General features: G+C 73.7%; 15 protein-coding genes. 14 read left to right on the forward strand and 1 reads right to left on the reverse strand.

Annotated features, from left to right (window positions below):
* Positions 1 to 49: 49 nt before the first annotated feature.
* The 7 genes from BJY28_RS09940 (at position 50) to BJY28_RS09970 (ending at position 8,795) form a co-directional block, all read left to right on the forward strand.
* Positions 50 to 1,486, forward strand: a complete 1,437-nt coding sequence (locus tag BJY28_RS09940) for an ammonium transporter (RefSeq protein WP_179462871.1) — start codon at positions 50 to 52, stop codon at positions 1,484 to 1,486.
* Complete coding sequence (locus BJY28_RS09945) at positions 1,483 to 1,821, forward strand: P-II family nitrogen regulator (RefSeq protein WP_179462872.1); 339 nt, start codon at positions 1,483 to 1,485, stop codon at positions 1,819 to 1,821. Before BJY28_RS09940 ends, BJY28_RS09945 begins: the two co-directional genes overlap by 4 nt.
* 19 nt (positions 1,822 to 1,840) lie before the next feature.
* Positions 1,841 to 4,219, forward strand: coding sequence for a [protein-PII] uridylyltransferase (locus tag BJY28_RS09950; protein ID WP_179462873.1), 2,379 nt, complete (start codon positions 1,841 to 1,843; stop codon positions 4,217 to 4,219).
* Between the two features lie 10 nt (positions 4,220 to 4,229).
* Positions 4,230 to 5,846, forward strand: a complete 1,617-nt coding sequence (gene ffh, locus BJY28_RS09955; protein WP_179462874.1) for a signal recognition particle protein — start codon at positions 4,230 to 4,232, stop codon at positions 5,844 to 5,846.
* Between the two features lie 9 nt (positions 5,847 to 5,855).
* Entirely contained in the window at positions 5,856 to 6,680 is an 825-nt protein-coding gene (locus tag BJY28_RS09960) for an alpha/beta fold hydrolase (protein WP_179462875.1), read from the forward strand.
* Between the two features lie 186 nt (positions 6,681 to 6,866).
* The gene (locus BJY28_RS09965; RefSeq protein ID WP_179462876.1) at positions 6,867 to 7,955 is read left to right on the forward strand and encodes an amidohydrolase family protein; all 1,089 of its coding nucleotides are present in this window, start codon (positions 6,867 to 6,869) and stop codon (positions 7,953 to 7,955) included.
* A gap of 141 nt (positions 7,956 to 8,096) precedes the next feature.
* Complete coding sequence (locus tag BJY28_RS09970; protein WP_179462877.1) at positions 8,097 to 8,795, forward strand: hypothetical protein; 699 nt, start codon at positions 8,097 to 8,099, stop codon at positions 8,793 to 8,795.
* A 20-nt stretch (positions 8,796 to 8,815) separates the two neighbouring features.
* Here the strand turns inward: BJY28_RS09970 and BJY28_RS09975 are convergent, their stop codons facing one another.
* The gene (locus BJY28_RS09975; RefSeq protein WP_179462878.1) at positions 8,816 to 9,733 is read right to left on the reverse strand and encodes a sulfite exporter TauE/SafE family protein; all 918 of its coding nucleotides are present in this window, start codon (positions 9,731 to 9,733) and stop codon (positions 8,816 to 8,818) included.
* Positions 9,734 to 9,900: 167 nt separating this feature from the next.
* On the opposite strand from BJY28_RS09975, the gene BJY28_RS09980 reads away from it, so the two are divergent.
* The 7 genes from BJY28_RS09980 to lepB all read left to right on the forward strand — a co-directional run bounded on the left by BJY28_RS09980 (position 9,901) and on the right by lepB (position 14,667).
* Positions 9,901 to 10,398, forward strand: a complete 498-nt coding sequence (locus BJY28_RS09980; RefSeq protein ID WP_179462879.1) for an Rrf2 family transcriptional regulator — start codon at positions 9,901 to 9,903, stop codon at positions 10,396 to 10,398.
* A 330-nt stretch (positions 10,399 to 10,728) separates the two neighbouring features.
* Entirely contained in the window at positions 10,729 to 11,271 is a 543-nt protein-coding gene (rpsP, locus tag BJY28_RS09985; RefSeq protein ID WP_179462880.1) for a 30S ribosomal protein S16, read from the forward strand.
* Between the two features lie 2 nt (positions 11,272 to 11,273).
* The gene (locus BJY28_RS09990; RefSeq protein ID WP_179462881.1) at positions 11,274 to 11,516 is read left to right on the forward strand and encodes an RNA-binding protein; all 243 of its coding nucleotides are present in this window, start codon (positions 11,274 to 11,276) and stop codon (positions 11,514 to 11,516) included.
* A gap of 129 nt (positions 11,517 to 11,645) precedes the next feature.
* Positions 11,646 to 12,221 (forward strand): ribosome maturation factor RimM, encoded by a 576-nt coding sequence (rimM, locus tag BJY28_RS09995; RefSeq protein WP_179464055.1) that lies wholly within the window; start codon positions 11,646 to 11,648, stop codon positions 12,219 to 12,221.
* Positions 12,222 to 13,424, forward strand: coding sequence for a tRNA (guanosine(37)-N1)-methyltransferase TrmD (trmD, locus tag BJY28_RS10000; RefSeq protein ID WP_179462882.1), 1,203 nt, complete (start codon positions 12,222 to 12,224; stop codon positions 13,422 to 13,424). It abuts the gene before it with no gap.
* Positions 13,425 to 13,600: 176 nt separating this feature from the next.
* A complete protein-coding gene (gene rplS, locus BJY28_RS10005) occupies positions 13,601 to 13,957 on the forward strand; it encodes a 50S ribosomal protein L19 (RefSeq protein WP_179462883.1) in 357 nt (118 codons plus the stop codon).
* A gap of 11 nt (positions 13,958 to 13,968) precedes the next feature.
* Positions 13,969 to 14,667, forward strand: a complete 699-nt coding sequence (lepB, locus tag BJY28_RS10010) for a signal peptidase I (RefSeq protein WP_179462884.1) — start codon at positions 13,969 to 13,971, stop codon at positions 14,665 to 14,667.
* The last annotated feature ends 13 nt before the right edge of the window (positions 14,668 to 14,680 follow it).

The raw sequence follows: 14,680 nt of genomic DNA on the forward strand, positions 1-14,680 counted from the left end.
ACACGTCGTGGCCCCGAGGCGAAACACCGGCGGAGAACAGTGTCCGGCCATGAGCACACTCGCACCCCTGGCGGCGGACCCACCCGCCATCGACACCGCGGCCACGGCCTTCATGATCATCTGCGCCTCGCTGGTGCTGCTGATGACCCCGGGCCTGGCCCTCTTCTACGGCGGCATGACCCGGGCCAAGTCGGTCCTCAACATGATGATGATGTCCTTCGGCGCCATGGGCGTCGCCGGCGTCATCTACGTGCTGTGGGGCTACTCCATGGCCTTCGGCGGGTCGGACATCGGCGGCCTCTTCGCCAACCCCTTCGAGAAGTTCGGGCTGCGCGGCGTCGCCAGCGCCGTCGAGGGCGTCACCGCCACCGTCGGCGCCGACGGCATGCCCGTCATCGACGTCTTCGGCGCCGACGTGTGGATCCCCGAGGTCCTCTTCGCCGGCTTCCAGCTCACCTTCGCCATCATCACCGTCGCCCTGATCAGCGGTGCCGTGGCCGACCGGGTGAAGTTCTCCACCTGGATGGTCTTCGTCGCGATCTGGCTGACCCTCGTCTACTTCCCGATCTCGCACATGGTCTGGGGCGGCGGCATCCTCTCCGGCGCCGAGAACGGCTTCGCCGCATGGATGTTCGGCACCGAGGACGGTGCGGCCTCGGTCGCCCCGATCGACTTCGCCGGCGGCACCGTGGTGCACATCAACGCCGGTATCGCCGGTCTGGTCCTGGCGCTGGTCGTCGGCACCCGGATCGGCTTCGGCAAGGTCGCCATGCGGCCGCACAACGTGCCGCTGGTGATGATCGGCGCCGGCCTGCTGTGGTTCGGCTGGTTCGGCTTCAACGCCGGCTCCGAGCTGGCCGCCGACGGCCTGGCCAGCCTCGTCTGGGTCAACACCACCGCGGCCACCGCCGCCGCCATCCTCGGCTGGCTGGTCGTGGAGAAGGTCCGCGACGGGCACGCCACCTCGATCGGTGCCGCCTCCGGCGTCGTCGCCGGCCTGGTGGCCATCACCCCGGCCTGCGGCAGCCTCTCCCCGGTCGGCTCGCTGATCCTCGGTGTCGTCGCCGGAGCGCTCGCCGCGCTGGCCGTCGGCCTGAAGTTCCGCTTCGGCTTCGACGACAGCCTCGACGTCGTCGGGGTCCACCTGGTCGCCGGCCTCTGGGGCACCGTCGGTGCCGGCCTGCTGGCCACCGAGGGCGGCCTCTTCTACGGTGACGGCGTCCAGCAGACGGTCGTGCAGATCGTCGTCGCGCTGGTCAGCCTGCTCATCTCCGGCGTGCTCACCTTCGTCATCGCGATCGCCCTCAAGGCCACCATGGGCTGGCGGATCGCCGACGACGACGAGGTGTCCGGCATCGACGGTGCCGAGCACGCCGAGTCCGGCTACGACCTGGTCTCCCGCGGCGGCCGCCTCGGGGTCTCCAGCCAGGGGAGCCAGCACGACGCCCGCCACGCCGACGAGATCACCGAAGGAGCCAAGGCATGAAGCTCGTCACCGCGATCATCAAGCCGCACCAGCTGGACGAGGTCAAGGAGGCCCTGGAGACCTACGGGATCACCGGCATGACCGTCAGCGAGGCCAGCGGGTACGGACGCCAGCGAGGGCACAGCGAGGTCTACCGCGGCGCCGAGTACACCGTGGACTTCGTCCCGAAGATCCGCCTCGAGGTCCTCGTCGAGGACACCGACGCCGCCTCGGCCGTCGACGTCATCACCACCACCAGCCGCACCGGCCGGATCGGTGACGGCAAGGTGTGGGTCTCCCCGGTCGAGGACGTGGTCCGGGTCCGCACCGGCGAGCGCGGCGTGGACGCCCTGTGACGCAGGGACGCTGACACCGATGACCACGACGCGCGATCGAGCAGACCTGCGCGCGGAGCGGCTCGACCTCGCCGGCACCAGGCAGTTCGCCACGCCTGGTGCCGGCGAGGCCCGTCGCGCCGCGATCACCGAGGTCACCCGCACCTGGCTGCGCGAGCTCTACGCCGACGCGGTGGGGGAGCGACCCGGCCTCGCCCTGGCCGCCGTCGGCAGCCTGGGCCGCGGGGACTCCGGGCCGCTGAGCGACCTCGACCTGGTCCTGGTGCACGACGGCCGCTCGGTCGCCACGAGCGAGGTCGCCCGGCTCGCCGACGAGCTCTGGTACCCGATCTGGGACTCGGGGCTGCGGCTGGACCACTCGGTGCGCTCGTCCGCCGAGTGCCGGAAGGTGGCCGCGGACGACCTGGCCGCCGCGGTCGGGCTGCTCGACCTCAACCTCGTCGCCGGCGACCCCGACCTCGTCGCCGGGGTCCGCTCCACGGTGGCGCACGACTGGCGGGCCGGGGCCCGCAAGCGGCTGCCCACCTTCCTGGAGTCGCTGCGCGCCCGGCACCACCGGCACGGCGAGCTGGCCCAGCAGATCGAGCCGGACCTGAAGGAGGCCGCCGGCGGGCTGCGCGACGCCACCGTGCTGCGGGCGCTCACCGAGGCCTGGCTGACCGACCGGCCCCGTGGCGAGGTGGATGCCGCGCTCGCCCGGCTGCTCGACGTCCGGGACGCGCTGCACGTGGTGACCGGCCGCGGGCGCGACCGCCTCTCGCTGGAGGAGCACGACGCGGTCGCCGCCCTGCTCTGCCTCGAGGACGGCGACGCGCTGCTCACCCAGGTGTCCTGGGCCGCGCGCACCGTCGCCTGGAGCCTGGACGGCACCGCCCGCCGGGCCGCGCAGAGCCAGCGTGCGCGAACCCTGCGCGTCGGCCCCCGCCAGCCGGCGATGAGCCCGCTGGGGCACGGCCTCTTCAAGCACGACGGAGAAGCGGTGCTCGGCTCCACCGGGCAGGTCGGGGTGGACCCGACCCTGCCGCTGCGGGCCGCCTCGGTGGCCGCCCGGGCCCGGCTGCCGATCGCCCCGAAGACGCTGCAGAACCTCGCCGAGTCCCCGGAGATCGCCCAGCCGTGGGACGCCCGGGCCCGCGACCTGCTCACCGACCTGCTGTCCACCGGCCCCGGGCTGGTGGAGGTCTGGGAGGGCCTGGACCAGGTCGGCCTCGTCGAGTGCTGGCTGCCGGAGTGGGTGGCCGTGCGCAGCCGCCCGCAGCGCAACGCCATCCACCGCCACACCGTCGACCGGCACCTGCTGGAGACCGTGCTGCAGGCCGGGACGATGGCCCGCGAGGTCGCCCGCCCCGACCTGCTGCTGCTCGGCGCCCTGCTGCACGACATCGGCAAGGTCGCCGGCTCCCGCGACCACTCCGTCGACGGGGCCCGGATCGCCGACGGCGCGCTGCGCCGCCTGGGGCTGGCCGACGAGGACCGGGAGCTCGTGGTGCTGCTGGTCCGCGAGCACCTCACCCTGCTCGACGTCGCCACCCGCCGCGACCTGGAGGACCCCAGCACCCTGGCGCACGTGCTCGACGTCGTCGGCCACGACATCGAGACCTTCGAGATGCTGCGCGCGCTGACCGTCGCCGACGCCCGGGCCGCCGGGCCGAAGGCGTGGACCGACTGGCGGGCCAGCCTGCTCGACGTGCTCACCGGCCGGGTGCGCGAGGCGCTCACCGGGGAGGCGCCGCTGGTGCCGCCGCCGCCACGACCGGAGCTGGACGAGGCCGCCCTGGACGACGTGGCCACCGGGCGCCCGCACGTCACCGTCGCCGCGGCGCCCGGCGGCTGGGAGATCACCGTGCACGCCCGCGACCGGCTCGGCCTCTTCGCCGACACCGCCGGTCTGCTCGCCGCCTACGGGCTCACCGTGCGCCGGGCCCGGCTGGGCACCGTCGACGGGATCGCCGTGGACGAGTGGTTCGTCGAGTCGCCCGGCGGCGACCCGCCGGAGCCGCTGCGGATCGTGCAGGGCCTGACCCGGCTCGAAGGGGGCGACCGCGGCACCCTGGCCTCGCTCGACCGGCGGCGTCGTACCCGCACCACCATCCCGTCGCCGGCCGGCGGCGCCCGCGCCTTCGTCGTCCCGGCGGCCGGCACCGACGCCACCGTCATCGAGGTCCGCGCCCAGGACCGGCCCGGGCTGCTGCACGACCTCGGGCTGGCGCTCGCGGCGCAGGGGCTGGGGGTCCGCTCGGCGCACGTCTCCACCCACGCCGGGCAGACGCTGGACACCTTCTACGTCACCGAGCCGCTGGGTCGGCCGCTGCCGCCGGCCCGGGTCGCCCGGGCGGTCGGGGCGGTGATCGACGCCTGCGACGCGGGGGTGGACGACGAGGTGCCGCGCGGCGGATAACCTTGGGCGGGTGTTCACCAGCCTGTCCGACCGCCTGACCGGGACCTTCAAGAACCTCCGGGGCAAGGGGCGCCTGTCCGAGTCCGACGTCAACAAGACCGTGCGGGACATCCGCATGGCCCTCATCGACGCGGACGTCTCGCTGCCCGTGGTCAAGCAGTTCACCTCGGCGGTGCGCGAGCGGGCCACCGGCGCCGAGGTGAGCCAGGCGCTCAACCCGGCCCAGCAGGTCATCAAGATCGTCAACGAGGAGCTCGTCGAGATCCTCGGCGGCAACACCCGCACGATCACCTACGCCAAGCGCCCGCCGACGGTCATCATGCTCGCCGGGCTGCAGGGCTCGGGCAAGACCACCTTCGCCGGCAAGCTCGGTGCCCGGCTGAAGGAGGAGGGGCACACCCCCCTGCTCGTCGCCGCCGACCTGCAGCGGCCGAACGCGGTCACCCAGCTCGAGGTCGTCGGCCAGCGGGCCGGGGTCTCGGTCTTCGCGCCGGAGCGCGGCAACACCGGTGGGCACGACGCGGTCTCCGGGACCGGTGAGGGCACCCGCTCCTTCGGCGACCCCGTCGGGGTCAGCCGGGCCGGCATCCAGGAGGCGCTGAGCCGGCAGCACGACGTGGTCATCGTCGACACCGCCGGCCGGCTCGCGGTGGACGCCGACCTCATGCAGCAGGCCTCGGACATCCGGGCGGCGATCGAGCCCGACGAGGTGCTCTTCGTCATCGACGCGATGATCGGCCAGGCCGCGGTGGAGACCGCCCAGGCCTTCCAGGAGGGCGTCGACTTCACCGGTGTCGTGCTCTCCAAGCTCGACGGCGACGCCCGCGGCGGTGCCGCGCTGTCGGTGGCCGGGACCACCGGGCGCCCGATCATGTTCGCCTCCACCGGCGAGCAGGTGAAGGACATCGAGGTCTTCCACCCGGACCGGATGGCCAGCCGGATCCTCGACATGGGCGACGTGCTCACCCTCATCGAGCAGGCCGAGCGCGCCTTCGAGCGCGGCCAGGCCGAGGAGATGCAGCGCAAGTTCCTCGCCGAGGAGGACTTCACCTTCGACGACTTCCTGCAGCAGATGGCCGCGATCAAGCGGATGGGCTCGCTGAAGTCGATGCTGAAGATGATGCCCGGCATGGGCCAGATGAGCGCCGAGCTGGACGCCTTCGACGAGCGCCAGTTCGACCGCATCGAGGCGATGGTGCAGTCGATGACCCGCTTCGAGCGCACCCACCCCAAGCAGATCAACGGCTCCCGCCGGGCCCGGATCGCCCGCGGCTCCGGGGTCGAGGTCTCCGAGGTCAACCAGCTGCTGGAGCGCTTCGGGCAGGCGCAGAAGGTGATGAAGCAGATGGCCCGCGGCGGCGGTGTCCCCGGGATGCCCGGCATGCCGGGGATGCCCGGCGGCGGTGGCGGCCGCAAGAAGCAGGTCAAGCAGCCGAAGAAGAAGGGCAAGTCCGGCAACCCGGCCAAGCGCGCCCAGCAGGAGAAGGAGGCCGCCGACCGGGCGGCCGGGCGGCGGGCCGCGGGGCCGGCCGGGTCCGCCTTCGGCCAGCAGGGCGGTCAGGGTGCGCCGCACGAGCTCGACCCCGACCAGCTGCCCGAGGGCTTCGGCAAGTTCCTCGGGCGCTGAGGCCGCCGCATGGGCACGGCGGATGAGGGCACCCCGGACCAGGACGGGTCGGTACGCCTGCACGTCACCAGCTCGGGGGAGTCGGGGCCGCGGGTCGCCTTCTGCCACGGGCTCTTCGGGCAGGGGCGCAACTGGACGCAGGTCGCCAAGGGGCTGACCGACATCGCCCGCCCGACGCTGATCGACATGCCCAACCACGGACGCTCCGGGTGGACCGAGCGCCACGACTACGTCGCCGCGGCCGACATCGTCGCCGACACCCTGGCGGACATCGACGGTGACGAGCCGTGGGCGCTGGTCGGGCACTCGATGGGCGGCAAGATCGCCATGCTGCTCGCGCTGCGCCGGCCCGAGCTCGTCGAGCGGCTGTGCGTCGTCGACGTCTCCCCCGTGGGCTACCGCGAGGGGCGCGAGTTCGAGACCTACGTCGCCGGGATGCGGGCGATGGACCTGACGGCGATCGAGACCCGCGAGGAGGCCGACGCGGCGCTCACCGAGGCGGCGCCGGACCCGGGGGTGCGCGGCTTCCTGCTGCAGAACCTGCGGCGGGACGGCGACGGCTGGCGCTGGCAGATGAACCTCGACGTGCTCGGCGACAGCATCGACCTGCTGCGCGACTGGCCAGGCGAGGCGGTCGAGGGCGCCAGCTACGACGGGCCGACGCTGTGGGTCGGCGGCAGCGACTCAGGGTACGTGCGCGACGAGTTCGCCGAGGCGATGCGCGGTTACTTCCCCAGGGTGCGGCAGCTGACCGTCAAGGACGCCGGGCACTGGGTGCACTCGCAGCAGCCCGAGGTCTTCCTCGCGACGATGCGCGCCTTCCTGCAGGCCTGACCCGCTCGCCCACCCAGCACCTCACCCCTTCGCCATCCACGGCCCTCACCCCCGAGCCGACCTCCACGACGCGCGCTACCACGCAGTAAGTGTCGTGATCGCAGCACTTACTGCGTGGTAGCGCGCGGGTGGTGCGGGCGGAGGTGCCGGGGGTGTGGAGCGCGAAGGGGGCGCTAGGTTGGCGTCATGGCGACGGTGCTGCACCTGACGGGACCCATCCTGCGCGGCCCGGAGGACGTGGTGCCCGAGGCGTGGGTGGTCGGCGGCCGGCTCACCTACGAGCGGCCCAGCGCCCCGGGGGCGGAGGTGACCACCATCGACGGGTGGGTCGTGCCCGGCTACGTCGACGCGCACTGCCACGTCGGCCTGGACCGGCACGGCGCGGTCGACGCCGAGACCAGCGAGCGGCAGGCCAGCACCGACCGGGACAACGGCACCCTGCTCATCCGCGACGCCGGGTCACCGGCCGACACCCGCTGGATCGACGAGCGCGACGACCTGCCGAAGATCATCCGGGCGGGCCGGCACATCGCCCGCCCCAAGCGCTACATCCGCAACTTCGCGCACGAGGTGGAGCCGGAGCAGCTGGTCGGCCGGGTGCGCGCCGAGGCGCGGGCGGGCGACGGCTGGGTCAAGCTCGTCGGCGACTGGATCGACCGCGGCGTCGGTGACCTCGCGCCGTGCTGGCCGCGGGAGGTGCTCACCGAGGCGATCGCCGCCGCCCACGAGGAGGGGGCGCGGGTGACCGCGCACTGCTTCGGCGAGGAGTCGCTGCGCGACTTCGCGGCGGCGGGCACCGACTGCATCGAGCACGCCACCGGGCTGCAGGACGACACCATCGCCGCCTTCGCCGCGCAGGGCATCGACATCGTGCCCACGCTGGTGAACATCGAGACCTTCCCGGCGATCGCCGAGCCTGCACGCGAGAAGTTCCCCGACTACCACCGGCACATGCTCGACCTGCACGAGCGCCGTTTCGTCACGGTCGCGGCGGCGCACGAGGCCGGGGTGCCGGTGTGGGTGGGGACCGACGCCGGGGGAGCGCTGCCGCACGGCCTCGCGGCCCAGGAGATGGCGCTGCTCGCGCGGGCCGGGATGACCCCGACCCAGGCGGTCGGCGCGGCCACCTGGGGTGCCCGGGAGTGGCTGGGACGGCCCGGCCTGGACGAAGGGGAGGACGCCGACCTCGTCGTCCTCGACGCCGACCCCCGCGAGGACGTCACCGTCTGCGGCGTCCCGCGCCGGATCGTCCTGCGCGGCCGCGTCGTCGCCTGACACCTCACCCGCCTCCCCTTTATCGGGTTACCCGATAAAGGGTCGTTCGCCGGGGAAGCCTTCTCCGGTAACCGAGAGGTTCTCGCGCGCCACCCCTGCACGGGCGAAGGGGGCGAGCCCGCGCCTGCCTAGGATCACGGGGTGACCCTCGGCCGCGACCCCCTGAACGACACGTCCGTCGTCATGCGCCTCTTCGCGGCGGGCGTGGGGTCACCGGTGGGGATGGTGCTGGGGATGGCCGCGGCCACGCTCGTCTCCTGGGGCGAGTCCCCGGGCACCGCCGTCGGGTGGACCACCGCGCTGTTTCTGGGCAACGTCCTCCTCCTCGGTGGGGTCGGCGGCGCGTCCGTGATCCAGCGGGTCGGTCTGACCAGGCTCGTCGACCGGCTCGTCGCCGGCGGCCACGAGATCGTCTCCGGGCAGGTGGTCGCGCGCACCGTGCCGGCCCGCGGGGTCCGCGTCGTGCCGGTCTACCGACGCGCCGCCGCCCCCGTCCTCGGCGCTCCGCCGTGGCCGCGGGCGCACCTGCTCGTGACGGTCGCTCTGAGCGACGACGGGCCCCGGCGGGTGGGGGTGCTGCTGCCGTCGCAGCCCTGGCCGTGGCGCCGCGGATCCCCGCTGGCGCTCGCCCTGCACCCGCGGCTGCCGGACGTGGCGGTGCTCGACGCCCGCGTGCCGGTGGACGGGGCGCGACGCACCGACGCCGACGGGCGGTGGCACGGGCGGTGGGTCGGGGCGATCGACGTCGCCGGCGGGTGGCGCGGTCTGCTGCTCGCGGCGGCCGCGACCGCCTTCGGGCTCCCGGTGGTGTGCGCTCTCGTGGCCCTGCTGGCCGGGTAAGTCCGGGCGTTCGGCGTGCCTCAGGCGCTCTCGGCGACGAGCTCCCGCTCGCCCTCCTCGGCCCGGGCACGCGTCTGCTCCAGCCGGTGCTGCTTGAGGCTGTAGAGCACGGCGGCGACCCAGACGACGATGATCCCGCCGTAGACGCTGTAGGCCACCGCGTCGCCGGCACCGATCCAGTCGCTGCGCAGCAGGGTCCGGCTGTTGGTGAGCAGGATCAGCCCGGCGACCGCCGAGCCGAGCACCCGCGGCGGCAGGTGCCGCACCAGCCAGGCGGCGATCGGCGCGGCCACCGCGCCACCGACGAGCAGGGCGAGCACGGCGCCGAGGATGATCTCCTCGTCACCGAGCGCGAGCAGGAAGCCGGCGCTCGCAGCCAGCGCCACGAGGAACTCGCTGGTGTCGATCGAGCCGATCGTCTTGCGCGGCTCCAGCCGCCCGCTGGAGAGGATCGCCGGGGTGCCCACCGGCCCCCAGCCACCGCCGCCGGTGGCGTCGATGAAGCCGGCGACCGCGCCGAGCGGGGCGAGGAAGCGCTTGCGCAGCGGCTGCCCGAGTCGGTCGGTGCGCAGCCCCTTGAGGGTGAAGCGCACCAGCACGTACAGGCCGAGCGCCAGCAGCACGACGGCCATCAGCGGCTTGGCGGTGCTGGTGTCCAGCGAGCTGAGGAAGGTGGCACCGGCGAAGGCGCCGACCGCCCCGGGGATGCCGACCTTGAGCACGACGCCCCAGTCGACGTTGCCGAAGCGCCAGTGCGCGGTGCCGGCGATGAGCGTGGTGCCGATCTCGGCGAGGTGCACGGTCGCCGACGCGGCCGCCGGGTTGGTCCCGATGACCAGCAGCAGGCTCGTCGTCGTCACCCCGTAGGCCATGCCGAGGCTGCCGTCGACGAGCTGTGCGGCCAGACCCACCAGGGCCAGCAGGACGAGCTTGCGCATGAGGAGCCTCTTCCGGGGGAGGGATCAGGGGTGCATCGGGGGTACGACGTGCTCAGGTATTTCCTACTGCTCCACTAGGTATAACGTCAAGTTATGCATGTTCAAAGCGTAGGCGTGGCATGTCTCGCGGTGTGGACGCCCGCCGGGCGTCCCGGAACAATGGGCCCGTGGAGATCCCGGCGAAGGCGGAGTACGCGGTCCGCGCGATGCTCACCCTGGCTGCCGTCGAGGCCGGGGACGAGCCCCTGCCGGGCGAAGGGGGCGTCGCGCCCCGCCCGGTGTCCGTCGAGCGCCTCGCCGCCGAGCAGGGCCTGCCGCACAAGTTCCTCGAGGGCATCGTCGGCGAGCTGCGCCGGGCCGGGCTCGTGGTGAGCCGACGTGGCGCCCGCGGGGGCTACCGCCTGTCCCGTCCCGCCGGGGAGATCGCCGTCGGCGACATCATCCGCGCGGTCGACGGCCCGCTCGCCGAGGTGCGCGGGCACCGGCCGCACGAGACGAGCTACACCGGCTCGGCCGCGCACCTGGACCAGCTGTGGGTGGCGCTGCGGGTGGCCATGCGGCGGGTCCTCGACGGGACCAGCCTGGAGCAGCTGCGCACCGGCGACCTGCCGGAAGAGGTGCGCGTGCTCACCGAGGACCCCGACGCCCGCCGCAACCGCTGCTGAGCCAGGGCACGCCCCCTTCGCGACCAGCTCGGACGGTCCCGTTGCTCGTCCCCTTCGTGATCGCGCCAGACGCACTCCGCCCCCTTCGCGATCACCTCGGACCGCCAGAGTCCGCCAGGACCGGCCGCGCGTGCGGTCCTGAGCGACAGTCCGCGGATTGTCGGTCGATTGTCGGGGGAGGGGCGACCTCTGGCATGATGTCCCGCTGTACCCGTGCCGGTCGGGCCCCTCTCGCCCGGCCGAAGCGCCTACACCCGAGCGATCGGCACCCCGCGTGTTCCCCACCCGGTCTCGCCGTGCTCACGACACAGCAAGGAGCGACCGCCGCACATGGCCGTCAAGATTCGTCTCAAGCGGATGGGCAAGATCCGCACCCCCTTCTACCGCGTCGTCGTCATGGACTCGCGCACCAAGCGCGACGGTCGGGCGATCGAGGAGATCGGGAAGTACCACCCCACCGAGGAGCCCTCGCTGATCGACATCGACAGCGAGCGCGCCCAGTACTGGCTGACCCAGGGCGCTCAGCCCACCGAGGCCGTCGCCGCCCTGCTCAAGGTCACCGGCGACTGGCAGAAGCACACCGGCGAGCCCGGTGGCGGTGACCTCAAGGTCGCCGAGCCGAAGCCGAGCAAGAAGGACCTCTACGAGGCCGCGCTGGCCTCCTCCGGCGCCGAGGCCGACGAGCACCAGGCCATCACCGCCAAGAAGAAGGCGGAGAAGAAGGCCGCCGAGGAGGCCGCGACGGTCGAGGCGAACGAGGCCCCGGCCTCGGACGAGGCCGCTGCCGACCTCACCCCGGACGGCCGCGAGACCGCCGACGCCGCCGGTGACGCCGAGCAGACCACCGAGCCGGCCGACGCCGAGCAGGCCTGACCGTGCTCGACGAGGCGCTGGAGCACCTGGTCACCGGGATCGTCGACCACAAGGACGACGTCGTCGTGCGCACCAAGAACCTGCGCCGCGGCCAGATCCTCGAGGTCCGCGTGCACCCGGACGACCTGGGCCGCGTCATCGGTCGCTCCGGCCGGACCGCCAGCGCGCTGCGCACCGTCATGGGTGCCATCGCCGGTGGCGAGAACGTCCGGATCGACATCGTCGACACCGACCGCGAGCGCTGAGCGCCCGCACCCGTCTGCACCACGCGGGCCCCGGCCGAGGAGGCCGGGGCCCGTCGTGCGTCCAGCACCAGCACGCAGCACCCAGCACCAGCAGCCCCCGACAGGAGAGCAGCACCAGCGATGAGCGCCATGAGCGAGCAGGGCCACGTCGTCGCCCGCATCGGCAAGCCGCACGGCCTGCGCGGCGAGGTCACCGTGCAGCTGCACACCGACGACCCGCAGACCCGGCTCGCCGACGGGGCCGTGCTGCCGACCCGCGCCGAGCCCGGCTCCGGGGTGCCTCGCGAGCTCACCGTCGCCGGCACCCGGGTGCACCGCGGGATCTGGCTGCTGCGCTTCGCCGAGATCCTCGACCGCACCGGCGCCGAGTCGCTGCGCGGCACCCGGCTGCTCGCCCCCACCGACGACGCGCAGCCCGACGACACGCGGCCCGGGGACGCGCAGGACCAGGACGTCGAGGACGGCTGGTACGAGGAGGACCTCGTCGGCCTGCGGGCGCTCGACCCCGGCGGCGTGGTCCTCGGCAAGGTCACCGCCCTCGAGGTCGGCGCCGCCCAGGACCGGCTCGTGCTCCGCCTCACCGACGGCGCCGAGGCGCTGGTCCCCTTCGTCGAGGCGATCGTGCCCACGGTCGACACCGCGGCCGGCACCGTGACCATCGACGCCCCGCCCGGTCTGCTCGACCCGGACGCCGCGGAGCGGTAGATGCGCATCGACGCCGTCTCGATCTTCCCCGACTACCTCGACGCCCTCGACCTCTCGCTCATCGGCCGGGCCCGCCGCGAGGGGATCATCGACCTGCGGGTGCACGACCTGCGCGCCCACACCCACGACCGGCACCGCACCGTCGACGACACCCCCTACGGCGGCGGCGCCGGCATGGTGATGACCCCGCAGCCGTGGCAGGAGGCGCTCACCGCGGTGCTGGGCAGCGCGAGCGAGGACACCGGGCCGGCCCCGCTGCTCGTCGTCCCCGGCCCCGGTGGGGCGCCCTTCACCCAGGCCATGGCGCACGAGCTCGCGGCACGACCGTGGCTGGCCTTCGCCTGCGGCCGCTACGAAGGGATCGACGAGCGGGTCTACGAGTGGGCCGCCGAGCGGATGGAGGTCCGGGTCGTCTCGCTCGGCGACTACGTCCTCAACGGCGGCGAGGTCGCTGTGCTGGCCATGGTCGAGGCGATCGGCCGGCTGCTGCCGGGGGTGGTCGGCAACGCCGGCTCGCTGGTGGAGGAGAGCCACGAAGGGGGTCTGCTGGAGTACCCCGTCTACACCAAGCCAGCCGTCTGGGACGACCGGGCGGTGCCCGAGGTGCTCCTCGGCGGCAACCATGCCGCCATCGCCGCGTGGCGGCACGAGCAGCGGCTGGCCCGAACCGCCGCCCGCCGCCCGGACCTGCTCGCCGGGGCCGCCACCCTGACCGGGACCGACGGGGTCGAGGCCCTGCATCATGCCACCGCGACCCCGGCCGACGCCGGGGAGATCGTCACCCTGCAGACCGCCTGCTGGGCGCAGATGGTGGCCCGCCCCGAGCTGTGGTGGGGCGCTCCCGCCGAGACGGTCGCCGAGGTCCGCGAGGGCCTCGACGCCTGGACGACGCACACCTACCGCGCCGAAGGGCGCCTGGTCGCCTCGGTCCGGGTGCGTCGCGCCCCGGACGATCCGGCCACCTGGCAGATCGGCCGGCTCATGGTCGCCCCGGACATGCAGGGCCGCGGCCTGGGACGGGCGCTGCTGGCGCACGCCGAGGCGATGGCCCCGGCCGACGTCACCCGCTGCTGGCTCAACGCCGCCGAGGTGCCGCGGCTCATGCGCTTCTACCGGCGGCGCGGCTACCGGATCGTCGGTCCGGGGGAGGGGCCGGGCACCGTCGACCTCGTCCGGACGCTCCGCACCAGCGAGCCCGGCTGAGGATTTCTCCTCCGAGCGCCCGCTCTGGCAGACTGGGCGATCGCGCTCGCACTGACACCGCCCCCGCCACAGGGGGAGTGTGCCGGGGTCGACCCGGAGCATGCGGCGGCCGAGCGCGAACCCGAACCAGTGACATGGTGCAGGCGGCCTGTGGCGTCTGCAGGAAGCGAACAACGATGCAGCGTTTCGACGAGCTCGACCAGGCCTCCCTGAAGGCCGACATCCCCGACTTCCGCGCCGGCGACACCGTCAAGGTGCACGTGAAGGTCATCGAGGGCACCCGCTCGCGTATCCAGGTCTTCCAGGGCGCGGTCATCCGCCGCCACGGCGGCGGTGTCGGCGAGACCTTCACCGTCCGCAAGATCTCCTTCGGCGTCGGTGTCGAGCGGACGTTCCCGCTGCACTCGCCGAACATCGACAAGATCGAGGTCGCCGCCCGCGGTGACGTCCGCCGGGCGAAGCTGTACTACCTGCGCGACCGCGTCGGCAAGTCCGCCCGGATCCGCGAGCGCCGCGAGACCCCGGCCGGCTGAGGCCGACCCGGATGACCGACGAGGCGACCCCTGCCGGAGACCCGGCGGGGGTCGCCTCGCGCCGTGAGGGCGTCGCCGCCGCGGCACCCGAGCGCCGGCGCCGACGGGGCTTCCGCCGGCTCGCCGTCGAGATCGGGGTCGCGCTCGTCCTCGTCATGCTCGTGCGTGCCCTGCTGGCGCAGTCCTACTTCGTGCCCAGCGCCTCCATGGAGCCGACGGTGATGACCGGCGACCGGGTGGTCGTGCTCAAGACCACGACGGTGCAGCGCGGCGACCTCGTCGTCTTCGACGGCACCGACACCTTCGCCGCCGCCGACCGCAGCCCGTACATGTCCGACGGCATCATCGGCAGCATCCTCGGCGGCGTCGCCGACCTCCTCGGGGTGAACCTCGGCGAGCAGGACTTCCTCAAGCGGGTCGCCGCGACCGGCGGGCAGCAGGTCTCCTGCACCCCGGACGGCGGGCTGGTCGTCGACGGGGAGAGCGTCGCCGAGCCCTACCTGGCCGAGGGGGTGGCCGCCTGCGAGGACCCCTTCGACGTGACCGTGCCCGAGGGCCACTACTTCATGCTCGGGGACAACCGCCCCGAGTCCGCGGACTCGCGTGCCCACCTCGGCTCGCCCGGCGGCGGCATGGTCCCCGAGGACGACGTCGTCGGCACCGTCGAGCTGCGCTACTGGCCGCTGGGCGACGTCGGCCCGGTCGACTGACGGCTCCCGGACG

It is taken from the genome of Janibacter alkaliphilus, from assembly GCF_013408565.1.
GTDB lineage: Bacteria > Actinomycetota > Actinomycetes > Actinomycetales > Dermatophilaceae > Janibacter > Janibacter alkaliphilus.